At 33.5% G+C, this 24,591-nt stretch carries 25 protein-coding genes; 18 read left to right on the top strand and 7 right to left on the bottom strand.

Going from position 1 to position 24,591, the window contains the following annotated elements; genetic code table 11:
• The first annotated feature begins 71 nt into the window (after positions 1–71).
• The 3 genes from kbl to QLQ96_RS03500 all read left to right on the top strand — a co-directional run bounded on the left by kbl (position 72) and on the right by QLQ96_RS03500 (position 5,668).
• On the top strand, positions 72–1,265 hold the full coding sequence (kbl, locus tag QLQ96_RS03510) for a glycine C-acetyltransferase (RefSeq protein WP_482494711.1): 1,194 nt from the start codon (positions 72–74) through the stop codon (positions 1,263–1,265).
• A 113-nt stretch (positions 1,266–1,378) separates the two neighbouring features.
• On the top strand, positions 1,379–2,842 hold the full coding sequence (locus QLQ96_RS03505) for an OmpA family protein (RefSeq protein WP_482494709.1): 1,464 nt from the start codon (positions 1,379–1,381) through the stop codon (positions 2,840–2,842).
• Positions 2,843–2,905: 63 nt separating this feature from the next.
• Complete coding sequence (locus tag QLQ96_RS03500; RefSeq protein WP_482494708.1) at positions 2,906–5,668, top strand: PD-(D/E)XK nuclease family protein; 2,763 nt, start codon at positions 2,906–2,908, stop codon at positions 5,666–5,668.
• Positions 5,669–6,145: 477 nt separating this feature from the next.
• Here the strand turns inward: QLQ96_RS03500 and QLQ96_RS03495 are convergent, their stop codons facing one another.
• On the bottom strand, positions 6,146–6,289 hold the full coding sequence (locus QLQ96_RS03495; protein WP_198855343.1) for a hypothetical protein: 144 nt from the start codon (positions 6,287–6,289) through the stop codon (positions 6,146–6,148).
• Between the two features lie 290 nt (positions 6,290–6,579).
• On the opposite strand from QLQ96_RS03495, the gene QLQ96_RS03490 reads away from it, so the two are divergent.
• Both QLQ96_RS03490 and QLQ96_RS03485 read left to right on the top strand, forming a co-directional pair.
• Positions 6,580–6,900 (top strand): roadblock/LC7 domain-containing protein, encoded by a 321-nt coding sequence (locus QLQ96_RS03490; protein ID WP_482494706.1) that lies wholly within the window; start codon positions 6,580–6,582, stop codon positions 6,898–6,900.
• A gap of 25 nt (positions 6,901–6,925) precedes the next feature.
• Positions 6,926–7,300 carry a hypothetical protein gene (locus QLQ96_RS03485; protein ID WP_482494704.1) on the top strand — a complete coding sequence of 125 codons (375 nt, stop codon included), beginning with the start codon at positions 6,926–6,928 and terminating at the stop codon, positions 7,298–7,300.
• 83 nt (positions 7,301–7,383) lie between these two features.
• Here QLQ96_RS03485 and QLQ96_RS03480 read toward each other — a convergent pair whose 3' ends face one another.
• Both QLQ96_RS03480 and QLQ96_RS03475 read right to left on the bottom strand, forming a co-directional pair.
• A complete protein-coding gene (locus QLQ96_RS03480) occupies positions 7,384–8,160 on the bottom strand; it encodes an alpha/beta fold hydrolase (protein ID WP_482494702.1) in 777 nt (258 codons plus the stop codon).
• Positions 8,161–8,332: 172 nt separating this feature from the next.
• Positions 8,333–9,136: a TIGR00266 family protein gene (locus QLQ96_RS03475; protein ID WP_482494700.1), complete on the bottom strand. Its 804-nt coding sequence runs from the start codon at positions 9,134–9,136 to the stop codon at positions 8,333–8,335.
• A 176-nt stretch (positions 9,137–9,312) separates the two neighbouring features.
• Between QLQ96_RS03475 and QLQ96_RS03470 the strand changes: the two genes are divergently transcribed.
• On the top strand, positions 9,313–9,669 hold the full coding sequence (locus tag QLQ96_RS03470) for a hypothetical protein (RefSeq protein WP_482494698.1): 357 nt from the start codon (positions 9,313–9,315) through the stop codon (positions 9,667–9,669).
• 87 nt (positions 9,670–9,756) lie between these two features.
• A complete protein-coding gene (locus QLQ96_RS03465) occupies positions 9,757–10,275 on the top strand; it encodes a ferritin (RefSeq protein ID WP_331139082.1) in 519 nt (172 codons plus the stop codon).
• A gap of 57 nt (positions 10,276–10,332) precedes the next feature.
• On the opposite strand, the gene QLQ96_RS03460 is transcribed toward QLQ96_RS03465, so the two are convergent.
• The gene (locus tag QLQ96_RS03460; RefSeq protein ID WP_482494696.1) at positions 10,333–11,625 is read right to left on the bottom strand and encodes an aminopeptidase P family protein; all 1,293 of its coding nucleotides are present in this window, start codon (positions 11,623–11,625) and stop codon (positions 10,333–10,335) included.
• A 306-nt stretch (positions 11,626–11,931) separates the two neighbouring features.
• Here QLQ96_RS03460 and QLQ96_RS03455 point away from each other — a divergent pair, with 306 nt between their 5' ends.
• On the top strand, positions 11,932–12,492 hold the full coding sequence (locus QLQ96_RS03455; RefSeq protein ID WP_482494694.1) for a hypothetical protein: 561 nt from the start codon (positions 11,932–11,934) through the stop codon (positions 12,490–12,492).
• A 53-nt stretch (positions 12,493–12,545) separates the two neighbouring features.
• Here the strand turns inward: QLQ96_RS03455 and QLQ96_RS03450 are convergent, their stop codons facing one another.
• On the bottom strand, positions 12,546–12,953 hold the full coding sequence (locus tag QLQ96_RS03450) for a helix-turn-helix domain-containing protein (protein WP_482494692.1): 408 nt from the start codon (positions 12,951–12,953) through the stop codon (positions 12,546–12,548).
• 180 nt (positions 12,954–13,133) lie between these two features.
• Between QLQ96_RS03450 and QLQ96_RS03445 the strand changes: the two genes are divergently transcribed.
• From QLQ96_RS03445 to QLQ96_RS03425, 5 genes are all read left to right on the top strand, one after another.
• Entirely contained in the window at positions 13,134–13,745 is a 612-nt protein-coding gene (locus QLQ96_RS03445; RefSeq protein ID WP_482494690.1) for a hypothetical protein, read from the top strand.
• Positions 13,746–13,754: 9 nt separating this feature from the next.
• Complete coding sequence (locus QLQ96_RS03440; RefSeq protein WP_482494688.1) at positions 13,755–14,132, top strand: nuclear transport factor 2-like protein; 378 nt, start codon at positions 13,755–13,757, stop codon at positions 14,130–14,132.
• Positions 14,133–14,309: 177 nt separating this feature from the next.
• Positions 14,310–14,861, top strand: a complete 552-nt coding sequence (locus QLQ96_RS03435) for a hypothetical protein (protein WP_482494687.1) — start codon at positions 14,310–14,312, stop codon at positions 14,859–14,861.
• A 66-nt stretch (positions 14,862–14,927) separates the two neighbouring features.
• On the top strand, positions 14,928–15,299 hold the full coding sequence (locus QLQ96_RS03430) for a hypothetical protein (protein ID WP_482494685.1): 372 nt from the start codon (positions 14,928–14,930) through the stop codon (positions 15,297–15,299).
• Between the two features lie 78 nt (positions 15,300–15,377).
• Positions 15,378–15,557, top strand: a complete 180-nt coding sequence (locus tag QLQ96_RS03425) for a hypothetical protein (RefSeq protein ID WP_482494683.1) — start codon at positions 15,378–15,380, stop codon at positions 15,555–15,557.
• 312 nt (positions 15,558–15,869) lie between these two features.
• Here the strand turns inward: QLQ96_RS03425 and QLQ96_RS03420 are convergent, their stop codons facing one another.
• Complete coding sequence (locus QLQ96_RS03420) at positions 15,870–17,231, bottom strand: hydroxymethylglutaryl-CoA synthase family protein (RefSeq protein ID WP_482494682.1); 1,362 nt, start codon at positions 17,229–17,231, stop codon at positions 15,870–15,872.
• Between the two features lie 355 nt (positions 17,232–17,586).
• Between QLQ96_RS03420 and QLQ96_RS03415 the strand changes: the two genes are divergently transcribed.
• From QLQ96_RS03415 to QLQ96_RS03395, 5 genes are all read left to right on the top strand, one after another.
• Complete coding sequence (locus QLQ96_RS03415; protein ID WP_482494680.1) at positions 17,587–18,252, top strand: succinate dehydrogenase cytochrome b subunit; 666 nt, start codon at positions 17,587–17,589, stop codon at positions 18,250–18,252.
• A gap of 11 nt (positions 18,253–18,263) precedes the next feature.
• Positions 18,264–20,264 (top strand): fumarate reductase/succinate dehydrogenase flavoprotein subunit, encoded by a 2,001-nt coding sequence (locus QLQ96_RS03410; RefSeq protein ID WP_482494678.1) that lies wholly within the window; start codon positions 18,264–18,266, stop codon positions 20,262–20,264.
• Positions 20,265–20,359: 95 nt separating this feature from the next.
• The gene (locus QLQ96_RS03405; protein ID WP_482494676.1) at positions 20,360–21,106 is read left to right on the top strand and encodes a succinate dehydrogenase/fumarate reductase iron-sulfur subunit; all 747 of its coding nucleotides are present in this window, start codon (positions 20,360–20,362) and stop codon (positions 21,104–21,106) included.
• A gap of 208 nt (positions 21,107–21,314) precedes the next feature.
• On the top strand, positions 21,315–22,091 hold the full coding sequence (locus QLQ96_RS03400) for a DeoR/GlpR family DNA-binding transcription regulator (RefSeq protein WP_482494675.1): 777 nt from the start codon (positions 21,315–21,317) through the stop codon (positions 22,089–22,091).
• 34 nt (positions 22,092–22,125) lie between these two features.
• The gene (locus QLQ96_RS03395) at positions 22,126–22,893 is read left to right on the top strand and encodes an amidohydrolase (protein WP_482494674.1); all 768 of its coding nucleotides are present in this window, start codon (positions 22,126–22,128) and stop codon (positions 22,891–22,893) included.
• On the opposite strand, the gene QLQ96_RS03390 is transcribed toward QLQ96_RS03395, so the two are convergent.
• A complete protein-coding gene (locus QLQ96_RS03390) occupies positions 22,890–24,578 on the bottom strand; it encodes an Ig-like domain-containing domain (RefSeq protein ID WP_482494672.1) in 1,689 nt (562 codons plus the stop codon). The genes QLQ96_RS03395 and QLQ96_RS03390 overlap by 4 nt on opposite strands.
• Positions 24,579–24,591: the final 13 nt, after the last annotated feature.

The raw sequence follows: 24,591 nt of genomic DNA, 5'->3' as shown, positions 1-24,591 counted from the left end.
ATGTTAAAGAAAAAACGAAACTTTATATTGGTTAAGTTGTTAATTTTTAACGTTTTAAATAAATAAAAAAAATGTACGGTAAAATAAAAGAACATTTGCAGAACGAATTGCAGACAATTGAAGAAAACGGAATTTTTAAAAAGGAACGAATTATTACTTCTCCTCAAGGTGCAGAAATCACAATTTCTACTGGAGAAACAGTGTTGAATTTTTGTGCTAATAATTATCTGGGACTTTCGTCACATCCAGAAGTGGTACAGGCTGCCAAAGATGCTATGGATACTCATGGTTTCGGAATGTCGTCTGTTCGTTTCATATGTGGAACTCAGGATATCCATAAAACATTAGAGAAAAAAATCGCAGATTTTTATGGTACAGAGGATACTATATTGTATGCAGCGGCTTTTGATGCGAATGGAGGGGTGTTTGAACCTTTGCTTGGGGAAAACGATGCAATTATTTCGGATAGTTTAAATCATGCTTCTATTATTGATGGAGTTCGTTTGTGTAAAGCGGCTCGTTATCGTTATGAAAATAGCAATATGGAAGACTTGGAGCAGCAACTAATAAAAGCAAATGAAGCGGGAGCTCGTTTTAAATTAATTGTTACTGATGGAGTTTTTTCTATGGATGGTCTTGTAGCGCCATTAGACAAAATTTGTGATCTTGCTGATAAATATGATGCAATGGTAATGGTTGACGAATGTCATGCAGCTGGTTTTATCGGAGCTACAGGAAAAGGAACTCTTGAGGCAAAAGGAGTGATGGGAAGAGTAGATATCATAACAGGGACTCTTGGTAAAGCTTTGGGGGGAGCAATGGGAGGATATACTACGGCTAAAAAAGAAATAATTGAGTTGTTGCGTCAAAAATCTCGACCTTATTTGTTTTCAAATTCGTTAGCCCCTGCTATTGTTGGGGCTTCAATAAAAGTATTCGAATTATTAGAAAAAGATACAACGCTTCGTGATAAATTAGAATGGAATACCAATTATTTTAAAGAGGGTATGAAAAAAGCAGGTTTTGATATTATTGATGGAGATTCTGCAATTGTTCCAGTTATGCTGTATGATGCAAAATTGTCTCAAACAATGGCAAACGAACTTTTAAAACAAGGAATTTATGTTATTGGGTTTTTCTTTCCAGTGGTTCCAAAAGACAAGGCTAGAATACGCGTACAGCTATCTGCAGCACATGAAAAAGAGCACTTGGATAAAGCTATAAATGCCTTCGTAGTTGTCGGTAAAATGTTAAAAGTTATATAATTACCACATCTGTTAAATTTTTGTAGGTTTTTTTTAACATTTCATTTTGTATTTAAAAAATTTGGTGTTACTTTTGCTTGTAATTAACTAAATTGTAATTAAAAAAATTAAGTATGAAACATCTTAACAAACTTTTAGTTGCTGTATTGATGGCGATGGGTTTAAATGCCCACGCGCAAGACAGTAACAATCCATGGGCGATCTCTTTCGGGGTTAATGCTGTGGATACTAGAACAAGTTCAGGAGCTGGTAGTGGATTTTTTGATCAGCACTTCTCTCAGCCATTCGCTGTAAAAGACAACTGGAATATTCTTCCTTCTTTATCTTACATTGGTGTGTCAAGATATGTAGGTAGCGGTTTCTCAGTTGGTTTACAAGGATCTGTAAACAAAATTGATAAATATGTTACTTTTGCTCCGGCTGCTCCTGGACACGATTCAAGAGGTAACGTTGTGTCTAATCCTGGTGACTTAATGTACTACGGAATTGATGCTACTATCAAATATAGCTTCCAAGAATTAATCAAATCTAAAGTGGTTGATCCTTCGTTATCTGTTGGTGGTGGTTATACATTCTTCGGAGATAGCAGCTACGGAACTGTTAACCCAGGTGCTGGTGTTACTTTCTGGTTTACAGATGCTATTGGTCTTGAATTAGCTACAAGATACAAATGGTCAGTTAGTGGGGATAGAGAAGATGCTTCTGGTACTCCAGATGCTCCATCTCACTTCCAACACACTGCAGGTTTAGTTTTCAAATTCGGTGGTAAAGATACTGACGGAGATGGAATCTATGACAAAGACGATGCTTGTCCAGATGTTGCTGGTTTAAAACAATTCAACGGATGTCCTGATACTGACGGTGACGGAATCGTTGATGCTTCTGACGCTTGTCCAGATGTATTTGGTTTAGCTGCATTAAACGGATGTCCTGATACAGACGGTGATGGAATTGCTGATAAAGATGACGCTTGTCCAGATGTTGCTGGTTTAGCTGCTTTAAAAGGTTGTCCTGATACTGACGGTGACGGAATCGCTGATAAAGACGATAAATGTCCTACAGTTGCTGGTCCTAAAGAAAACGGTGGTTGCCCAGTTTTAGATGCTGATAAAGATGGTGTTGCTGATAAAGATGACGACTGTCCTACAGTTGCAGGTCCTGCTAGTAACAGAGGATGTCCAGAAGTAACTTCTGAGGCGTTAGAAGATCTTAAAGTTCAAGCTAGAGCGGTATACTTCAACTCAGGAAAAGCTACTTTCAAAACTGGAGATAAAGAAACTCAAGCTAGATTAGATGCTATTAAAGAAATCCTTAAAAACTATCCAAACGCGAAATTCTCAATCGAAGGACACACAGATAGTACAGGTTCTGCTAAAGTAAACCAAAAACTTTCTGAGGATAGAGCTAAAGCTGTAATGGACGGTTTAATCCAAAGAGGTGTTAATGCTGAGAACTTAGAATCTAAAGGATTCGGTTCTAGCCAACCAGTTGCAAGTAACAAAACTGCTGCAGGTAAAGCACAAAACAGAAGAACTGAAATTAGACACATTGGTTCTAAATACCAAGGTAAACTATAATTAGTTTTCTAAATAAATATGAAAAGCCATTCTTAATTGAATGGCTTTTTTTATTTTTATCCTATGGTAAATACTTCTTTTCTTCAAAAAATTGCCTCCGTTGTAATTCAGGATTTTGCAGATAAACTTTCTGAAATAACTATAATTCTCCCTAATAAAAGGGCGAAAGTTTTTTTGATTGAAGCTCTTAAAAAAGAGACTTCAAAAACTATTATTTCTCCAGAAATTACAAGTATAGAAGATTTTGTTCAAAATGTTGCCTCAATCCGGTCGGTTGATTCAATCGAGCTTTTGTTTGAATTTTACGAAGTTTATTTATCTATTACAGAAAAGAAACACCAGCAGTCTTTTGAATTATTTGCAAATTGGGCAAAGACCCTTCTTCAAGACTTTAATGAAATTGATAGGTATCTTTTGGATCCTTCTCATGTTCTTTCTTATCTAAAAGATATTGAGGATATAAAAAGATGGGGACTAGAAGTGGACCAAAAAACTAAACTTCTAGAGAATTATATTGACTTCTGGAAGTTGCTTCCATTATACTATGAGTCATTGTATAATCATTTGCTGTTCAAGTCGATCGGTTATCAAGGTTTGATTTATAGAGAAGCGGTAAATAATCTTAATCATTTTTCAAATACTACTGGAAACCGCACTTTTATTTTTGCGGGTTTTAATGCTTTGAATGCAGCTGAAGAAAAAATAGTACAGCATTTGCTAGCTTTGGATCAGGCTAGAATTTACTGGGATGCCGATCAAAGTTTTCTGAATGATCCGTATCATGATGCAGGACTTTTTTTAAGGCGTTTTAAAGAAAGCTGGAAACATTATAAGTCAAATGTTTTTGAATGGATTGTGGATGATTTTTCACAGTCGAAAAACATTCAAATTATCGGAACTCCAAAAACAATTGGACAGGCAAAACTAGCGGGAAGTATTATTGAGAATTTGATAGATCAAAATCCTGATGCATCATTGGATAAAGTTGCAGTTGTGCTTGGCGAAGAGAATTTGTTAGTTCCAGTTTTGTATTCGCTTCCTTCGTCTGTTGGAGCTTTGAATATTACGATGGGATATTCAGGAAAGAATAATCCGTCGCAGATATTTGTTGCCAAATTATTTAAAATGCATACTAATGCGCTTTCCCGAAAAGGCGGCAGTTATGTCTTTTATTACAAAGACGTGCTTGATATTTTAACTCATCCTTTGGTTGAGCCATACGCGAATGCGCATAGATTGGTAAGGATTATAAAAGAGAATAATTATACTTTTATTACGCATCACAAAATTTTAGAACTTCATCCTGAACCTTCAATTTTTTTTAATTTGTTATTTGAAAAATGGGAAAATGGGTCTGTTGCGGTTTTAAAAAATATTTCGGCTTTACTAATTGCAATTAAGGAACATTTTAGTAATGATAATGAAGAAGAAAAAATTGCTAAAGCGTTTGTTTATGGAGTTTTTAAAGTAATTAATAAGCTTATAAATTATTATTCGAAACATCATCATATTGATAATATCGATACGCTTCATTCGATTTACAAACAGATCATAGATTTGGCAGAAGTTTCTTTTGAAGGTGAGCCTTTACGTGGTTTACAGATCATGGGAGTTTTAGAAAGTCGTGTTTTGGACTTTGAAACCGTGATCATAACTTCTATGAATGAAGGAAAATTTCCAGCTGGAAAATCACAGAATTCATTTATTCCTTATGATGTCAAAAAAGAACTTGGGCTTCCTACTTTCAAGGAAAAAGATGCTATTTATACCTATCACTTTTATCACTTATTGCAAAGAGCCAAAAATATCTATCTGATCTATAATACTGAAAATGATGGTTTGGATGCCGGAGAACGAAGCCGTTTTATTACGCAGCTCGAAGTCGAAAGGAAATTAAAGCACAATATTACTTTTGATATTTATAATCCGGAGCTTCCAAATACAGCTTACGAAGCTATTTCTGTCCCGAAGTCTGAATTGGTAATGCAGCGCTTGAAGGAAATTGCTGTTAATGGTTTTTCTCCATCGGCATTGACTAGTTATATTCGAAATCCGATTGAGTTTTATTTTCAGAAGATATTGAGAATTCGTGAAGTAGAAGAAGTAGAAGAGAATATCGCTTTGAATACTCTAGGGACAATTATTCACGAAACATTAAAAGCGCTTTATGAACCTTTTATTGGGAAATTCATTTCTGAGGATGATCTTTCAAATTGCTTTAAATTGCTTGACGACGAAGTTCTTAAGCAGTTTAAATTGGTTTATAAAGAAGGAGAAATTAAGAAAGGACGAAATCTTTTGGCTTTTGAAGTCGCAAAACGAAATGTTTCAAACTTCCTAAAAATGGAATTAGAGGCAGTGAAGAACAACGAGGCGATTCAAATTATTGCTTTAGAACAGACTTATCAGCGTGAGTTTATACATCCAAAACTGCCATTTCCTGTTTTGATAAAAGGAAACGTCGACCGTATCGAGCGTCGCGATGGGAAAATTCGAATTATTGATTATAAGACAGGAAAAGTAGAAAAGGCTAATGTTATATTGAAAACATGGAACGGCTTGACACAAGAGCTTAAAAATGATAAAATCATTCAGGTTTTGGCCTATGCTTTTATGTTTGAAAAAGAAGCTGGAGGCCTTCCGGTAGAAGTTGGGATTATTTCATTCAAAAACTTAAAATCGGGTTTTTTGCCTTTTGGTTTTAAGGAAGAAAAGGATCTGGATATTATAGTAACGCCTCAAATATTAAATTCTTATTTAGAAGAAATTGCCAATTTACTGAGTGAAATTTTTGATGTAAGTATTCCTTTTGAAGAGAAAATTTAAGTCTGTTTTTGATTAAATTATAATCTTTTGGAATTATTTAAATCTAACAATTGTTTGGGTCAAAATCAGTTTGTTTAATTTTTTTTCTATTTTTTATGTTTTTTGTAATCTATCGATAAACAAAAAGTATAATTTGTTTGCGTATACAATTTGGCAAAATCTTTTTTAACTCTAAAAAAAATAAAGATTTCTGCTTTAAAGAATTATGGTTTGTCCAAGTTAAAGAGGTGCCTCTAATCAACCAGAATTTATATTATTGAATGGATCATTTAGTGGTTTGTCTTCCAAAATGATTAAAATTTTCCTTTAGTTAATTAAAGAAAAATCTCAAGGAAAAGGATGGTTGTGACTAATTGCAGTTATAGAAAAGTAATAAGTAATTGCAACAGTTTAAAGATTTCTTCGTGAAGTTAAGTGTCAGATAATCAGTAAAAAGCCGAACTTGTGCAAGACAAGTTCGGCAAATTTCAGATGCTTTTAGCTGAATATTTTTTTGAAGAAACCCTTTTTAGATTTTTCTTCTGAAGTCGTGTTGTTAATGTGTCCGTTTTCAATACGAAATCTTCTAAACTTCTCCAGCTTGACATTTAAGTCAAAGCGTAATTCGTCAACAGTTTTCATTTTAATATTTTTTTTTGCAAAACTATAGAAAAACTTTTGTCAAATACAACAATCTTCAAATGTTAATTTTAGAAATGAGTTTTGTTAAGCAAAATGTTATGTTTTTAGTGTTATTTGTTTTTTATGTTAATTTTTTTTGCATATTTTTTGCAAAAAAACAGCAATAATTAAGTGATAAACAAAAGTGCTTCAGTACGTTATACTGCATCTTTTTTTAACAAGTGTTTATCGCGCAATTACCATTATTAAAAATATCTTTGGCGCTTCCAAAACATGACAAAAATAAGAATATGATTGATTTACAAGCACTAGTGCAAGAGACTGGCGCAGAGTCTGGACTAAGTTTTAATATTGATGGCATCTTAAACGAGTCTGTAAATTTAGAATACGACGGGAATGTTGCTGCAATGATTGGAATGATTTTAAAGATGTGCCTTGAAATGTCTGAAGATGTTAACAATGGCGATCTAAAACAAGTTATGATCAAAAACAACGACGGAATTGTTGTAGCGTGCAAAAATCAAGATGATGATTGCATCGCGTTGCTTTCTAAAGATTTAAGTAAAATGGGGCTATTGCTGAGAAGAATGGATTCTGTTTTTAACAACTAATTTAAAACCAAATATTTTAATACACATGTCTGATTTTTTACAAAATTTCCAAAACGATTTAAAAGAAAATGTTAACGGATTTATCGCTGTTTCTGTTACAGAAGTTGAAACAGGTATGTCTTACTGCTCTTTAACAGTAAAATCTGATTTTGATCCAGAATTAGCTTCAGCTTATAATTTAGAAGTTGTAAAAGCTAAATTAAATGCAATCAATGCTTTAGGATTAAGTCAAAAAATTAATGACATTTTAATTACACTTACTGATCAGATTCACATCATTGATGTTTCTGAAGATGGAAGATATTTTATCTACTTAGCGGTAGATTCAACTAAAGCAAATCTTGGTTTAACAAGAGCGACTTTATCTAAATACAAGAAAGACATTACTTCTAAGTTATAACGATATTTGCCCCCAAGAATGAGAAAAAGGCTGTTTCAACCTCGGTTAGAAATGGCCTTTTTTGACTTTGATAGTTTCGTTTTTTATTCGAAGAAATCTAATAAAACAGTTTTTAGAGCTTCTTTGTTTTCAATTTGGCTCATATGTCCGTCTTCAAAAGAAACCAATTCTGCTGTTGTATCTTCGATTTGCGAAAGGCTTTCTTCGTAATTCAAAACGGGATCTTTTTTTCCTAAAATCAATAAAATTGGGAATAAATTTTTGCGGACCAATTCTTCTCGGTCTTTTCTAATTTTCATTCCTTCTTGTGAAGCAATGATTCCCTGTAAAGGTGTTTTTAAAGCTTCCGTTTTTACTTTTTCAATTTCTTCTGCCAATCGCGTTCTGTTGTTTTCGCTGAATAAATTGGCAATTGCTAAACTTACAAAACTCACATAATTTTGTTTTACAGCTTTTATGGCGCGAGTTCTGTTTAGTTTTCTCTCTTCGCTGTCTTCTTTAGCAGTTGAATTCAGTAAAACTAATTTCTGGATTTTGTCTGGGTATAATTCGGCGAAAGCCAAACCAACATAACCGCCCATAGAATGTCCGACAATTATAGCTTTTTCAATCTTTAAATCTTCCAAAACTGAATTTACAGCATCGGCATTATCTTCCATTTTATGAACATAGCCTAAAGAATCAGATTCGCCATGACCCAATAAATCGATTGTTACAACACGATATTTTTCTGAAAACAGAGCCACATATTCTGACCACATTTTTTTGTTTTCAAGAAATCCATGAAGTAAAACAATTGTATTTCCTTTTCCTGAATCTGTAAAAGAGATATTGGTGTTTTTATAAAGAATATTTTTCAAAATGATGTTTTAAAATGTAAAGTGCAAAGGTAGGAATTGAGAAACCATATAAGAAATATAAGTTCATTTGAGTTAAAAATATTGATTGATCAAGTTTAATATTTAAGTGAACTTATATTACTTATATGATGTAAAAAAAACAGCCTCCATTTTTGAAAGCAGTTCTTATTGTTTAAAATCGATTATCGCCGTCCAAAAGATTTCCCAATCCTCCAAGAAGACTTCCTTCATCTCGGCTGTTTCCGCCAGATCTTGGAGCCGATGCAATAATACGATCTGCTAATCTTGAGAAAGGCAATGATTGTACGAAAACCGTTCCCGGACCTTTTAAAGTAGCATAAAATAATCCTTCTCCACCGAAAATAGAATTCTTAATTCCGCCAATAAATTCAATATCATAATCGACATCTTTGGTAAAACCAATAATACATCCGGTATCTACTTTTAAAACTTCGCCATGAGCCAATTCTTTTTTGGCCATTGTTCCTCCAGAATGCACAAACGCCATTCCGTCTCCTTCAATTTTCTGCATGATAAACCCTTCACCGCCAAATAAGCCACGTCCTAGTTTCTGAGAAAATTCAATTCCAACAGAAACGCCTTTTGCAGCACATAAAAAAGAACTTTTTTGACAGATAAATTTACCTTGAAATTCCGTTAAATCAATCGGAAGAATTTTTCCAGGATAAGGCGATGCAAAAGATACTTTGCTTTTGGTATTGCCTTGGTTTAAAAATGCTGTCATAAATAGACTTTCGCCAGTAAGTACTCTTTTACCTGCATTTAAAAGTTTGCCAAATATGCCTGATCCCTGTTGCTGCGAACCATCACCAAATATGGTTTCCATCTGGATGTTGTTCTCCATCATCATAAAACTGCCAGCTTCGGCAATTACAATTTCCTGCGGATCTAATTCTATTTCCACATATTGCATTTCTTCTCCAAAAATCTGATAATCTATTTCGTGTGCCTGCATAATTTCTAAATGGTTTGTTTCAGAATTAGTCGAATGTTGCTTTAGAATGTTACATTTTTTGGTGCTCTTATGAGATATTTAAAGATATAAATGAAGTTTGTTATTTTAAATTAGTCTTAATTACGTGTTTGTTTGCCTTAAATTATATATTTTTGCATCGTTATAATTTTATCAGAATGGCATTAGTTAGTGATTTGACCACCAAAGTATTATTTGAAACCGAAAAAGGATATAGTTACCAATGTGATTTGACCAATAGTATAATCATCAATTTTGTTGATACGGTGTCAAGTTATAAAGTTCAAGATTTTTTGATTTTTCAAAGAAAAGTCAATAGTGTTGACATTCTTAATATGCTTTATGATTTGTCTGACCAATCTGATGCACAGTTAATTGAAACTACCAAACGAAATTTTTCTAGAAATCTTACTATCTGCGAAATAGTCCAGCTTAGAGAACTATTAAATGGAACTAAATTTACTCTAAATCTGCATTCTATGCTTTGTAGCATGGTAAATGTTGAGCTTATTTAGATTCTTACTTAGATTAAATCCAAATTTTCAGACATTTAGGGCTACTCGCTTAAGTTTTTGTAATTTTACATTATAAAACTTAATGTTATGAAAGATTTACTAAGAACAAGCACGTCATTAACTGAAGGCGTAGAAAATATATTGAATTTACAAGCGAAATTAGAAAGCGATGCTTCTAACAAATATTTAGCTATGGCAGCATGGTTGGATAGAAATGGTTTTGCAAATACAGCAGGATATTTGTATAAGCAAGCTGAAGAAGAAAGAGAGCACTTTCTAAAAATTTTCAAATTCATTACAGACATGGGAGGGATTGCAATTACGCCATCTGTTCCAGAAGTACAGCAAGAATTTGCTTCTTTTAGAGAAGTATTTGAAATTGCTTTGCAAAACGAAATTGCTGTTACTCAAGCAATCAATAAAGTAATCGCAAAATGTAGAGCTGAGAATGATTATGCTACAGAAGACTTTATGATGTGGTATGTGGCTGAGCAAAGAGAAGAAGAGAAAAACGCAAGAAGAGCGTTAGAACTTTTCGAACTAATCAACGGAAACGAAGCTGACGGTAAATTCCAATTAGACGTTCAGATTTCAAAAATCGGATAATTAACGATTTATAAATTAAGAAAGCCCTTAATAGTCATATTAAGGGCTTTCTTTTATTTACTCATTCATCAAAGTTTCAATCTCATCTACTTCAACAGGAATGTTGCGCATTAAGTTGAAAGGTTCTCCTTTTTCCTGAACCACAACGTTATCTTCCAAACGGATTCCGAATTTTTCTGCTGGAATGTAAATTCCTGGCTCAACGGTAAAAACCATATTCGCTTTCATAGGTTCGTGAAGCAATCCGTAATCGTGCGTGTCAAGTCCCATGTGGTGAGAAGTTCCGTGCATGAAATATTTTTTGTAAGCAGGCCATTCTGGATTTTCGTTCTGAACATCAGCTTTGTCCAATAAACCCAAACCAAGCAATTCAGAAGTCATAATTTTACCCACTTCAATATGATATTGTTTCCAAAGTGTTCCTGGCGCAAGCATTTTTGTAGCTTCATTTTTAACTCTTAAAACGGCATTATAAACCGCTTTTTGACGCTCAGAAAAACGTCCTGAAACTGGAATAGTCCTTGTCATGTCACTAGAATAATTTGCATATTCAGCGGCAACATCTAGCAATAACAAATCTCCTTCTTTACATTGCTGATTGTTTTCAATGTAATGTAAAACATTTGCATTGTTTCCAGAAGCAATAATTGGCGTATAAGCAAAACCTTTAGAACGGTTACGGATAAATTCGTGAACCAATTCAGCTTCAACTTCATATTCTGTAACATTTGGTTTTACGAATCCTAATAATCTGCGGAAACCTTTCTCTGTAATGTCACAAGCGTGCTGAATCAAATCGATTTCTTCGCTTTCTTTTACAGAACGAAGTCTTTGTAAAATCGGGTTGCTTTTTGCAACGTTGTGTGCAGGATAACGCTCTTTCCACCATTTTACAAAACGAGCTTCGCGAGTTTCTGTTTCAACAGTTGCGCGGTAGTGTTCGTTTGTATTGATGTACATCGTATCTGCATACGTCATCATTTCGTTCAAAACTTTATGAAAATCTTGCAACCAATAAACTGTTCTAATTCCAGAAACCTGAAAAGCACGTTCTTTAGTCAATTTTTCACCTTCCCAAACTGCGATATGATCGTTAGTTTCTCTCAAGAAAAGAATTTCTCTCTGGTGCTCATAAGGAGCATCTGGAAACAAAAGCAAAACACTTTCTTCCTGGTCTACACCACTTAGATAAAAAATATCTCTGTGTTGCGCAAAAGGCAAAGTACTGTCTGCACTAATTGGGTAAATGTCATTTGAATTGAACACGGCAACTGAATTAGGTTTCATTTCTGCCATGAATTTTCTGCGGTTCTTCACAAAAAGAGCGCTGTTTATTTGATGATATTTCATAATTATTTCGTTTTTGAACTTCGAATTTCAAAATTACATATTTTAAATATATCGTGTGAAATTGATTTATTAAAGTTTTCTTATTTGTTTTGAGTTTTTGCCACGAAGACGTTAAGACGCAAAGTTTCGTTTTGTCTTCGTGAACGAATTCGAAGGATCAGCGCAATGTTTTGTCATCTGAGGAATGAAGAATCGCACTAGGAAATCCACAAAGAATGGTGATTTCGTTTCACACAAATTTTACAGATTTACATTAAAGATCTTTAAAACGATTTTGTATATTGGCTAATAATAATTTAAAACTAATTGGGAATGAAAAATCTCCTTATATTATTATTTGTCGCAAATATATCATTTGCGCAGACAGCTGTCTTAAAATTGAAGTTTCCAAAAGAACCAAAGATTTCTCAAAAATTCCAAAATGCAATTGATGAACAAAAAAATAAATCCTATTGGGTTTATAAGAGTAGCAAAGAAGAGATCGGAAATTATACAGTAGAATTTATTTTAGATAAAATTGATAATAATCAGCAGTATTCCTATTTATTTGATGCTGAATATTGGATAGTATTTAACTACCAAAAGATAATTCCTCAATTAATAGAAAGAATTACAAATAAAAAAGAAATTGGTCTTGTGAATAGCGCCGATTTAATCATATATGAAAGAATTGAAAGTGGAGATTTAAAAAGCTACGGGCATGGGTTTCTAGTAAATGATGATTTATTTACAATTGCTGGAAGAGCTAATAGATTATTGACAATAATAACAGGAGAAAATTTTGGTTCGGTTTCGATGAAATCAACTCCAGAAAATTTAAATGTTCTTCAAAAAAAATGGGTTGATTGGCTAAAAAATCTTCAATAAAAAAACCGAAGCAAATAGAGTGCTTCGGTTTTTTCTTTTATAAAAATAATTTTCTATTTCTTATCAAGTAACTTCTCCAAAAGAGCCACTTTTTCTTTTTCAGCTTCAACCAATCTTTCGTAAAGTTTTTCATTTTTATCTATAACTTCCAAAAGTTTATCAAAAGGATTAAAAGTACATCCTAAATTAATTGCAGAAGAAGAATTATCATTGTAGATATTTCCAATCATATTAAAAACAGCTTCTTCAGAAAAATTCTTAATTGCTTCAGATGAAACTCCCAAAGCATCCGCAATTTTCTTTAGTTTTTCTTCATCCACAGTTTCGCTTCCTTCAATGATAGAAATAGCCTGCTGGTTTGTGCCTATTGCCTGTGCAAGCGCTTCCTGCTTCATGTCTCTCAGTTCTCTAATTCGGCTTATGTTTCGCCCAATGTGTCTTGGTTTTAATGCTGTGCTCATAGTTCAAAGATATTTAAAAATCTTTTACGTTTTTAGTTTTGGTGTAAAACAAGACTTTGCTTGTGAGATACATTTATAAAAATATTTCAAGAAGTAAAAATACAATTTTTCTGACTATTGAATTGGTTTTGAATTTAGAATTGTGTAATCTTGGTACTTTGAATGTTTATTTTGAAATGAATGAATACTGAAAATATAAAAATCCTAAGAAGTAGGATTTCCGCTCCATTAAATAAGGCAATGGAATTGCTGAAAAAGAATAATGGGAATGTTGCACTTGCTGAACAGGATTTTCATAACGAGAATATTACCGAAATCTGTAAAATAACAGAATGCGAAGAAGAAACGGCAAGAAAGGAATATCAGATTTGTAATTACGATGTAACGAAAGCAATTGAAAGAATCAATCAGAAACCAGTTGTGATTTCAACAGGTAATAATGCAGATTCAAAAATTGGTTTTATTTTATGGTCAGAAAATGCAGAAGGAGAGTTTTATAAAACCGAAAAAAGAAACGATGTTTTTATTTCATCAGAAGATTTTGAGATTATTTTGAAGGCATTTCAATCTGTTTTTCCAATAAAAAATCCTTGGAACGGAATCGGCGAAGATGAATTTGATAAAACGGGTCATAACTTCTTCGATAATAAAACCAGCAGATTAATTGTGGAAAGAATAAGCAGCATTGAACCGAATAATGAAAAAGAAAAAATATTTCTTTTTGAATCAATAAAATGGCTAAACGATAAATTGGCATATGCTGATTATATTACCGTATATGGAAACTTATAAACTAAAATTATGATCGAAAGAGAACAAATAATCGGAAATTACATTGAAGGTTACAATCAATTCAATATTGAAAAAATGATTGCTGATTTTAGCGATAATGTTGTTTTTGAAAATGTAGCCAATGGAGAAGTAAATATGTCTTTAAAAGGAATAAATGAATTTAAAGAACAAGCTGAACAAGCTAAAAATTATTTTTCAAGCCGAACACAAACAATTACAACTTTCAATCATTTAGAATCTGAAACAGAAATAGAAATCGATTATCAAGCGGTTCTAGCAATGGATTTTCCAAACGGAATGAAAAAAGGGGACGAATTAAATTTGAAAGGAAAGTCTGTTTTTGAATTTTCGGGCGAAAAAATTTCAAAATTGACTGATATAAGTTAAGATGAATTCAAGAGTTTTTTATTGATAAAAACTACCGTGGAAAAGATTCAGAAGATAAATGATTGATGAATTACAAAAAAAAGCGAATAGAAAACGTTGCTATTTATGAAAATCTTGGTTTTACTTTAAACCATAATAAGTTTACGATTTCCAGACAATAAAATTTAAGAAAGAAAGATGAAAACAAAACACCGTTGCTTAATCGGATTACTATTTTTTCTAATCAGCTATTTATTCTTTTCAAAATTTCTGCCAAGTTTTAGCGATTCAATAGATTTTGCACATTGGTTTAACTTGATTGGCGCGTGTTTTTTGTTGTCTTTTAATGATGTTTTTCCAAAAACAAAAACCAATAAGGTTGCTTCTGTCTTGACAACTTTAGGCGTCATTGCGCATATCGGACTTTGTACAATAGATTTTATAATGTCAAGTTATGGAGATAACGAAATTGCAAAAGAGGCGTTAAGTCAGCAAATCACTAATTCTCCATTGATTTTTTATCCTTTTATAGCGGTTGGGCCGTCTTTACTATTTCTTGGTTTGGCGCTGCATTCGTTTGTTTTTATAAAAACGGAAACCATAAAATCTTCGATGGTTATTGTTGGAGCGGTTGCTGTTGGGGTTTCTTTTTTCGCTTTAAAAAATGGCGCTTTAATGCTGTTGAGTTGCGCAGTTTTTGTTTTAGGATTGGGATTATTGTTGCTTGATCAGGAAAAGAAAAAATTTTAAACGTAATTGAAATTAAAAACAAAGAATTAATATTGTAGCGGAATATTTTATAAAACTAAAATAGATTTGAAAAACCATTTAAAATACTTGCTTTCTCTTTTTGTGGCTTTGGTCGTAATGGCGGGCGATGGTGTTTTGTATGCTCAATCTAATTCTCCAGAATATTATCAGTCCTCTTTTGTTATTTCGAGGAAAGAAATAGATCTGAAAAATCTTCGAGTTTATGTTTTTAATCAAGTTAAAAGAGCTGGAAAAACTTTATTTCCTATTCTTTTAATACGTTTCAGTTTAAAAGAAATTTTGAGTTTTCAAATTCGTGTTATTCTGAAAATCTCTAAAAAGACTTATCAAGATATAAATTTATTTATAGCGAGGTCGGTTTTTATAAATGAAATAAATACTTCAAGCAACTTCACGGAAAGTTTATACACAGCTTAAGAAAATTCTTTTTCTGAGCAATTATGCTAGTTCATGGCATAAGATGATTCATAATGTCTAATCATTTATCATTTTAAAATGTATAAACAAACTCATAAAAAAGGTTTAGAGCAATCTAAGCCACGACTTCATTGGTTAAAAAGAAAATTAATTCTAATAATGACCGCTTTCATGCTCGGAATGGCAAATGGAATGCATACAGAAGACACCAGAATTAAAGGAAATCAAAATTATACCGAACAGCATAAGAAGGATTGATTTTAATTAGATAATGTGACAATTTGATAATTAGAGAATGCTTTTTAATCGTTAAAATTATTTGACCTCACCTTTGTCAAAATTTTAAACTTTGGCAAAGGTTTTTTATGTGTTAAGTATTTCATCCTGAGCGAAGTCGAAGGACGCGTCAGTAGCTCTGCACAGATTGACGATTTAGCATGCGGAATTGCTTGTGTCCTTCGACTTCGCTCAGGATGACAAACTATTTCATTAGAATAAAAAAAAACCGAAGCATAATTGCTTCGGTTTTTTTATGTTTTGGAATTTGGATTTTTTTTATTGGAATTTTAATTAATCCACCCATTTATAATAACGAGCTCCAATTAAAACAGGAATTTCTTTTTCGATTCTTTCTAAAACCCATTCGTTTTTCGGAGTTCTTAAACTTGTTTTCTGTTCTTTTTTATGAAGACTTTCATAAGTGTTGAAATCAATTTCTACGCTTTCTTCTAAATTTTCAAAAAGCTTCACATTCGCTACAGCCGATTGCCATTCTGGTTGAATTGTTCCTTCGAAAACTTTTGATTTCGATCCGCTTCCGTAAGCCAAGAAACCGAATTTAGTTCCGGCAACTTCTTTTTTAGTATCATAGAAATGAGCCAAAGTCGACAATAATCCCATGAAAATAGAACCTGTATAAAGGTTTCCAATTAAAGACGATGCTAATTCAGCAGGCTGCAATTTCTCCGTTACAAATGTTTTGTAATCTTCAGATTTTGCGACTTCTTTAATTTTTGTCTGATAATCAGCAGGTGCAATATCATCAGCAATAATCTTTTCGGAACTGTCTAAAGCATAAATTTCAGACAACATTCGTCGCCCTTGGAAAGAATATGGCAAGTGCATTACAATACTATGCCAAGTATTATATAAAGTTTCGGTTGTATTTTTTAATTTCTTGAATGAAAAGTAAGCATTACGCGTACGATCCATGTAACATTGGTTTGAATACTGGCCATCAAAAACCGGCTGATCTTTATGAATTTCGATTTCTGCTTCTAAGTTGTCAAACCAAGAATCGTTGTTGCTGTTTTTGTTAATTTCTTCTTTAGAAATAGTTCTGTATGGTTTAAAGAAATCGAAAACACCTTTTGTGCTTGTTGCCCAATTGTCATCAAAAGCAATGATTTTAGGGTTTGCAGAAATTAACATTGCAACCGCTCCAGCGCCTTGAGTGTATTCTCCACCAGAATTTAAATCGTATTTTGCAAAATCGCTAGTAACCACAATTGCTTTTTTCGTCGGATTCAATTTTACAAAATCAAGACAGTTTTGCATCGCGTCTACACCGCCAATACAAGCAAAAGTAAAATCTACAACATCGCATTCAGCCAAAGTGTCTTCGCCAAATTTTTGCTCCATTAGACTAATTAAATAAGAAGCAATTGGTTTCGAACTGTCAATGCTGCTTTCGGTACCAACATAAATTCGGCTTATTTCGTCTAGATTTATATTATTATCGGTGATAAGTTTTGTTAAGGCGTTTGCTCCAAAAACAACAGCGTCTTGATGAACGTCTGGGAAGGTCATTTTTAGCAATCCAAGACCTTTTTCTAATTTTTCTGGTTCAATATTTCTGGCAACAGCCAAAGTTTTTATGGGTAAATGTATGTTTGCTACATCAAATGAGATAGCATCAATTCCTGTTTTCATTCTTTATTTTTTGAGCCGCTAAAGGTAAAACTATGTTGTGGAATGACAATTTTTTACTTAGACTAAATTTCTGCCGAAGAACACTTTTGAAGAAAATAAATCAAAACTTTGAATAAAATAACAATATGATAAATTTTTGGTAATCTACTTAGGGCTTAATTTTTCGTTAAAGCTTAAAAAGCAGGGTTTTGAGGTTCTTCATAGTGAATTATTTTTTAGCAGCTCAATTTCTGTACGTAAAAATACGTAGAATTAAGCTATTTTAAAATCATTATAAATAACAGCGAAATGGTTGTAGTTCTTTTGTAATTGAATTATTTTTGTGTAATTTTTTAAAACAAACTACTTAACACTTATGGCACAATCTGCACTATTGAATGCTTCCATCTTAAAGAAAGTAGCTATGGCTCTTTCGGGAATATTCTTGATCACGTTTTTAGCGCTACATGTTTCCTTAAATTTTATTTCTATAATTAGTAAAGACGTTTTTAACGAAGCTTCTCACTTTATGGGATACAATCCGCTGATTCAGTATGTAATGCAGCCAGTTTTGGCATTTGGAGTAATTTTCCACTTTGTAATGGGATTTATTCTTACGGCTCAAAACAGCGCGGCACGACCAATTGCGTACGCTAAATACAATGGAGCTGCAAACGCTTCTTGGAGTTCTAGAAATATGATTATTTCTGGATTGGTTATTTTGGCTTTCTTAGGATTGCACTTTTATGATTTCTGGTTTCCTGAAGTTACCTACAAATATATTGCAGGTACAGCGCCAGATGCTACAAGGTATTATGATGAGTTAGTTCACAAATTTCATGATCCAATTCGTACGGCATTGTACTGTGTGTCATTTGTCCTTTTAGGATTCCATTTATGGCACGGGTTTGCATCTTCTCTTCAATCTGTAGGGATGCACAACAAATACTCTAGATTTTTGGCGAAAGTTGGTTACTGGTTTGCAGTTGTAGTACCAGCAGCTTTTGTAATTATCGCTTTATTTCATCATTTCAATAATTAATATCAATTATAATGGCATTAGATTCAAAAATTCCAAATGGTCCTATTGCGGACAAATGGACAAATTATAAAGATCATATTAATTTAGTAAACCCAGCTAACAAACGTAATTTAGATATTATTGTTGTTGGTACAGGTTTGGCTGGAGGTTCGGCTGCGGCTACTTTAGCAGAATTAGGATATAACGTAAAAGCATTTTGCTTCCAAGATTCACCACGTCGTGCGCACTCTATTGCAGCACAAGGTGGTATCAATGCGGCAAAAAACTATAAAGGTGATGGTGACTCTATTTACAGATTATTTTACGATACTGTAAAAGGAGGAGATTACCGCGCTCGTGAGGCAAACGTTTACCGTTTAGCTGAAGTTTCTGGTAATATTATTGACCAATGTGTGGCTCAAGGGGTACCATTGGCTCGTGAATATGGCGGATTATTAGATAACCGTTCTTTTGGAGGAACTTTGGTTTCTCGTACATTTTACGCGCAAGGACAAACTGGACAACAGTTATTGTTAGGAGCTTATTCTGCAATGAACCGTCAGATTGGTCGTGGAAAAGTAAAAATGTACAACCGTCATGAAATGTTAGACATTGTAATCGTGAACGGAAAAGCGAGAGGTATTATCGCTCGTAACTTAATCACTGGAGAAATTGAAAGACATTCTGCGCACGCGGTAGTAGTAGGTTCTGGAGGATACGGAAACGTGTTTTTCCTTTCTACAAATGCTATGGGAAGTAACGCAACAGCAGCTTGGAAAATTCATAAAAAAGGAGCGTTTTTCGCAAATCCTTGTTATACACAAATTCACCCAACTTGTATTCCGGTTTCAGGAGATCACCAGTCAAAATTGACTTTGATGTCTGAGTCGTTACGTAATGATGGTCGTATTTGGGTTCCTGCAAAATTAGAAGATGCGCAAGCTATTCGTGAAGGAAAGAAAAAAGCAACTGATTTGTCTGAAGCAGAAAGAGATTATTTCTTAGAAAGAAGATATCCAGCTTTTGGTAACTTAGTACCTCGTGACGTTGCGTCTCGTGCGGCTAAAGAAAGATGTGATGCTGGTTTTGGAGTTAACAAAACCGGAGAAGCAGTTTACTTAGATTTCGCAGCGGCTATTAAACGTTACGGAACTGAAGATGCTTATGTAAAAGGTCTAGATGATAAAGATGCTGCTTTGGTAACTAAATTAGGAGCTGCAATCGTGAAAAGTAAATACGGAAACTTATTCCAAATGTATTACAAAATCGTTGATGAGGATCCTTATACAACACCAATGATGATTTACCCTGCGGTTCACTACACAATGGGTGGAACTTGGGTTGATTATAACTTAATGACTACAATTCCTGGATGTTTCTCAATTGGAGAATCTAACTTCTCTGATCACGGAGCAAACAGACTTGGAGCTTCTGCTTTAATGCAAGGTTTGGCTGATGGATATTTCGTATTACCTTATACTATCGGAGATTATTTAGCTCCAGATATTAAAATGGGTGAAATTTCTACAGATTTACCAGAATTCATCGAAGCTGAAAAAGCGGTAAAAGATCAAATTGAGAAATTTATCAATAATAACGGTAAACATTCTGTAGATTACTTCCACAAAAAACTTGGAAAAATCATGTGGAATAAAGTAGGTATGGCTCGTAATGCTAAAGGTTTAGCTGAAGCTATCGAAGAAATTGCTGCTTTACGTGAAGAGTTTTATAAAGATGTAAAAGTGCCAGGAAGCGCTAACGAATTTAATCAGGAATTAGAAAAAGCAACTCGTGTTGCCGATTTCTTAGAATTAGGAGAATTGTTCGCGAAAGATGCTTTACACCGTAACGAATCTTGTGGTGGTCACTTCCGTGAGGAGTACCAAACAGAAGAAGGAGAAGCACTTCGTGATGACGAAAACTTTGCATACGTTGCAGCTTGGGAATACAAAGGGAAACCAAGTGATGCAGTATTACACAAAGAACCTCTGAATTACGAAAACATTAAATTAGTTCAAAGAAGTTATAAATAAGAATTTGGTCGAAAGCCAAAGTCTTAAAGTCAAAAGGCAAAATGTGCCAAGCGACTTTCGACTTTCGACTTTATGACTTTCAAACGAAAAAGGTTATGAAACTTACATTAAAAATATGGCGTCAAAAAAACGCTCAAGATAAAGGAGGGATTGTAGAATATCCTATCGATGGAATTGAACCAGACATGTCTTTCCTTGAAATGCTTGATGTTCTTAACGAACAATTAATCAACAAAGGAGAAGAGCCAGTTGCATTTGACCACGATTGTCGTGAGGGAATCTGCGGAATGTGTTCTTTGTTCATCAACGGAGAAGCACACGGACCAGACAGAGGAGTTACAACTTGTCAGTTACACATGCGTATGTTTAAAGATGGTGATACGATTTTTATCGAGCCATTTAGAGCAAAAGCTTTTCCTGTAATTAAAGATTTAGTTGTTGACAGAAGTTCTTTTGAAAGAATTCAGCATGCAGGAGGATTTGTTTCTGTAAATACTTCAGGAAATACAATTGATGCAAATACAATTCCGATCAACAAAGACGACGCAGATAAATCATTTGATGCTGCTGCTTGTATTGGTTGTGGAGCTTGTGTTGCAACTTGTAAAAACTCTTCAGCAATGTTATTCGTTTCTGCAAAAGTTTCTCAATATGCATTATTGCCTCAAGGTAAAGTTGAAGCAACTGACCGTGTTTTACACATGGTTCACCAAATGGATTTAGAAGGTTTCGGAAACTGTACAAATACAGGAGCTTGCGAAATTGAATGTCCAAAAGGAATCTCGCTTGAAAATATCGCACGTATGAACCGTGAGTATTTAGCGGCAAGCTTAAAAGGATAATACACAATTTAGTATATTTGAAAAAACGCATTCATTAATTTGGATGCGTTTTTTTGTTGGTTTCAGTTGTAGCTGTCTGAAAGTTGTTTTGTCTTTCATTGTTTCTTTAAACAAGTACAATCAGTTTGTGAAATCCTTTTTTAAGGTTTAACGGCTTCGCGGACTACATTTAAATTCTTATTTTTGTAAATAGTAAAAATCAATTGGCATGAGCACTGAAAATGAAGTTTTAAATTACAGCAAAGAAGAACGTAAAAATCATATTCTAAAAGAGATCAACTTGCATACGCGTGTGAGTTTTGAAACTCTTTCGGCTAAACTTGGTGTTTCCGAAGACACTGTTCGCCGTGATATTAACGAATTGGACGCAGATTTGCTTTTAATTAAAGTGAAAGGCGGAGCCATGACCAAAGGGTATCACTATTCTTCCTCTAACCAAACTTATGCTGTCGAAGCGAAACAAGTTATTGCAGAAAAAGCCGTTGGACTTCTTCATGACGGAATGGTTTTAATCGTTGATGGAGGAACTACTATTCGAGAATTTATCCGACTGATTCCAAACGATCTTAATCTTACGGTTTTTACGATTACTGCTTTAACAGCCGTTCAACTTTTAGATAAACCAAATATTAAAACGATTATGATCGGAGGAAGTATTTCTTCTTACAGTCAAATGTGTGTGAGCGGAGAAGCTTTTCATCAATTGGCGAATATAAAAGCTGATCTTTTGGTTTTAGGAACAAATGCCCTAGACGTAGATGGCGGTTATTCTGATTCTGATTGGGAAACCGTTCAGGTAAAAAAAGCAATGATTCAGGCTTCAAAAAAGACAGCTGTTTTAACCATTACTGAAAAGTTAAATACCGTTCTTAAAATGAAAATTGCGAGTTTGTCTGAGCTAAATTATGTAATTACCGAACAAGAGCCAACTCATGAAAAATTACAGCCATATAAAAGTGCTGTTCCAAGTTTGGTTATAATCTAACTTCAAACTTTTTTCGACTCTCATACTATTAAAAATGAAAATAGCTTTAATTCAAACCGATCTTTTTTGGCAGAATGCCAGCAAAAACCGAGAAAACTTTGATTCAAAAATCAATGAAATTCAGTCGGAAGTAAATCTAATTGTGCTTCCTGAAATGTTTTCGACCGGATTTACAATGAATGCTTCTGAGATTGCCGAAACAATGGAAGGAGAAACGGTTGAATGGATGAAATTGAAAGCAAAACAAAAAAATGCTGGGATTACAGGAAGCGTTGTCATTACAGAAAACGAGAAATATTACAATCGAATGATTTTTGTTTTTCCGTCAGGCGAAATTCAATATTATGATAAACGGCATTCCTTTTCTCTAGCTGGCGAAGACAAGGTTTATACGCGCGGAAATCAAAAAGTAATAGTCGAATACTTAGATTGGAAAATATGTCTTCAGATTTGTTACGATTTGAGATTTCCAGTTTTTGCGCGAAATGTAGAAAATTACGACCTTATTTTGTATGTTGCCAATTGGCCAAAAGTACGCACCAACGCTTGGGATGCTTTGCTAAAAGCTCGCGCCATAGAAAATCTTTCTTATGTCGTTGGGGTAAATAGAATTGGAAACGATGCGCACGATTATGAACATATCGGCCATTCGCAAGCGATAGATTTCTTAGGCAATTATATATTAGAACCACAAGAAAAAAATGGTGTCTTTGTCATTGAATTAGACAAAAACACCATGTATGAAACGCGTAAAAAATTAGACTTTTTAAGCGATAGAGATCAGTTTGAAATCAAGCTTTAAAACGCTTTTCGTTTCTTTTCTGCTTCTTTTTTCTTTTTATCGTCCTGTTTTTTCTCAACTTCTGGATTAAATGGAATACTCAAGTCAATTGTCTCGTTTCGATCCCAATTGGCACGAACATCAAATTCTTCTTGATTGTAAAATACTTCTTCGGCATATTTTCTTTCTAAGAAATTACCAGTATCATACTTTTTGTTCTTATTGTCATCGTAAATAACACGAACTGTAAAAACGTCGGGTTGCAGTAAATTAAATTCTAATGTAGTTGCCCCTTCAGAATATCCTTCAGCCAAAACCACATCTCCTTTTTTATTGGTCAATTCGACAATTATAGGGAAGCGTTTTACATTTTTCAGCGTCAATATAATATTTCCATAATCGGCAAACTCTTTAGTGCTGAGTTTGTATGATAAAGTATCGTTTGATTTTTCATAAAAATCAGTCAAAGCGCCTGGCAAGAAAGTGAAACTATATTTTTCTAAAGGCTCTTTTTTGAAATCAAAATAAAGTTTTTGGTCAAATTCGTCGTATTCTGTTGTGTAAGGAACGGCAACAGAATCTTTATTAACCAATTTGATTTTAGAATTGTCAAATTTTACTAATGGAGTTTCTGTTTCCAATGTAAAACGATCTCTAAAATTAATCTGGCCATTTTGTACCGCTTTAATGTTTAATGTGTCTTTTTTCAAGGCTTTAATTTTGAAAGAAAACTTTTTGTTGTAACTTCCTTTTTCAACATCCATCGATAGCGAATCAGCTTTTACTGGTTTGTACCAAACTTGTAGCGAATCTTTTTTAGGAAATTGCGTTATAATCGTTTCCAAAATTTCATTACCGTTTTTAAGTACAACTTTTGGTATTGAATTCTTGAAATTCTGTTTCCCTTCATACGGAAGATACAAACGGTTTCCAGAAGCCTGAATAGGTTTGAAGGTTTTTAAAGGCAACGTTTCTTTAAATAATTCTAACTCATAAACAGTGTCAGAAGGAATTGTGATATAGTTTTTCAAAAATCCGATTTTATCATCTTTCGGATTAAATTTATTGTTTGATCCCTTGTCTTTCAGCGCCACCAAAAGATACTTTCCTTCTTTTAGATTTTCAAACTGAAAAGTTCTCATACTATCCAAAGTATTAGTGATATAACGCGGAAATTCTTTGTAAATGGTAGAATCTTTAAATTTATCATTTACTTCGTACAGCATTACAGAAACGAAATTTTCTACATATTTCCCGTAAGAATCTTTAATTCTTCCATTCAATTTAAGCGAATCAATGTGCGATCCTGTTGAGAAAATATATTTGAACTGATTCAAAGCATTTCCCTCGTTGTTGTCTGTAATCGCTTGCCCAAAATTAAAACTATATGTCGTGTTTGGCTGTAAAGTATCTCGAAGTTCAATTTTTATGAATTTGCTGACAGTCTGAGGCGTGATTAATGGCTCATTTTTTAAAGGAGGAGAAATAATCAGCTGTTTGTTTGTGTTTTTAAGTTTGATATATTCATCAAAATATAAAGTAATAGTATTTCCTTTAAAATCTGTAGTATAATTTTTTGGAATACTTCCAACCAAAACAGGAGCCAAAGTATCTTTTAAACCGCCGGTAATACTGCCTCTTTTGGCGCAGCTTATCATTGATATTAAAATTATAAATGCAATATATTTTAGAGTGTTTTTCAACATAATGTTTTTTCAA

Source organism: Flavobacterium sp. B167r (genome assembly GCF_056824315.1).
The sequence above is the reverse complement of the archived record's forward strand: the minus strand, read 5'-3'. Positions and strand labels throughout refer to the sequence as shown.

Bases quoted from the DNA above. Each gene is read 5' to 3' on its own strand.
- QLQ96_RS03425 (WP_482494683.1), top strand. From the start codon at position 15,378: ATGTATAAACAAACTCATAAAAAAGGTTTAGAGCAATCTAAGCCACGA.
- QLQ96_RS03395 (WP_482494674.1), top strand. From the start codon at position 22,126: ATGAAAATAGCTTTAATTCAAACCGATCTTTTTTGGCAGAATGCCAGC.
- QLQ96_RS03415 (WP_482494680.1), top strand. From the start codon at position 17,587: ATGGCACAATCTGCACTATTGAATGCTTCCATCTTAAAGAAAGTAGCT.
- QLQ96_RS03500 (WP_482494708.1), top strand. From the start codon at position 2,906: ATGGTAAATACTTCTTTTCTTCAAAAAATTGCCTCCGTTGTAATTCAG.
- QLQ96_RS03475 (WP_482494700.1), bottom strand. From the start codon at position 9,136: ATGCAGGCACACGAAATAGATTATCAGATTTTTGGAGAAGAAATGCAA.
- QLQ96_RS03470 (WP_482494698.1), top strand. From the start codon at position 9,313: ATGGCATTAGTTAGTGATTTGACCACCAAAGTATTATTTGAAACCGAA.
- QLQ96_RS03495 (WP_198855343.1), bottom strand. From the start codon at position 6,289: ATGAAAACTGTTGACGAATTACGCTTTGACTTAAATGTCAAGCTGGAG.
- QLQ96_RS03400 (WP_482494675.1), top strand. From the start codon at position 21,315: ATGAGCACTGAAAATGAAGTTTTAAATTACAGCAAAGAAGAACGTAAA.
- QLQ96_RS03465 (WP_331139082.1), top strand. From the start codon at position 9,757: ATGAAAGATTTACTAAGAACAAGCACGTCATTAACTGAAGGCGTAGAA.
- QLQ96_RS03405 (WP_482494676.1), top strand. From the start codon at position 20,360: ATGAAACTTACATTAAAAATATGGCGTCAAAAAAACGCTCAAGATAAA.
- QLQ96_RS03485 (WP_482494704.1), top strand. From the start codon at position 6,926: ATGTCTGATTTTTTACAAAATTTCCAAAACGATTTAAAAGAAAATGTT.
- QLQ96_RS03420 (WP_482494682.1), bottom strand. From the start codon at position 17,231: ATGAAAACAGGAATTGATGCTATCTCATTTGATGTAGCAAACATACAT.
- QLQ96_RS03445 (WP_482494690.1), top strand. From the start codon at position 13,134: ATGAATACTGAAAATATAAAAATCCTAAGAAGTAGGATTTCCGCTCCA.
- QLQ96_RS03435 (WP_482494687.1), top strand. From the start codon at position 14,310: ATGAAAACAAAACACCGTTGCTTAATCGGATTACTATTTTTTCTAATC.
- QLQ96_RS03505 (WP_482494709.1), top strand. From the start codon at position 1,379: ATGAAACATCTTAACAAACTTTTAGTTGCTGTATTGATGGCGATGGGT.
- QLQ96_RS03440 (WP_482494688.1), top strand. From the start codon at position 13,755: ATGATCGAAAGAGAACAAATAATCGGAAATTACATTGAAGGTTACAAT.
- QLQ96_RS03450 (WP_482494692.1), bottom strand. From the start codon at position 12,953: ATGAGCACAGCATTAAAACCAAGACACATTGGGCGAAACATAAGCCGA.
- QLQ96_RS03390 (WP_482494672.1), bottom strand. From the start codon at position 24,578: ATGTTGAAAAACACTCTAAAATATATTGCATTTATAATTTTAATATCA.
- QLQ96_RS03410 (WP_482494678.1), top strand. From the start codon at position 18,264: ATGGCATTAGATTCAAAAATTCCAAATGGTCCTATTGCGGACAAATGG.
- QLQ96_RS03460 (WP_482494696.1), bottom strand. From the start codon at position 11,625: ATGAAATATCATCAAATAAACAGCGCTCTTTTTGTGAAGAACCGCAGA.
- kbl (WP_482494711.1), top strand. From the start codon at position 72: ATGTACGGTAAAATAAAAGAACATTTGCAGAACGAATTGCAGACAATT.
- QLQ96_RS03490 (WP_482494706.1), top strand. From the start codon at position 6,580: ATGATTGATTTACAAGCACTAGTGCAAGAGACTGGCGCAGAGTCTGGA.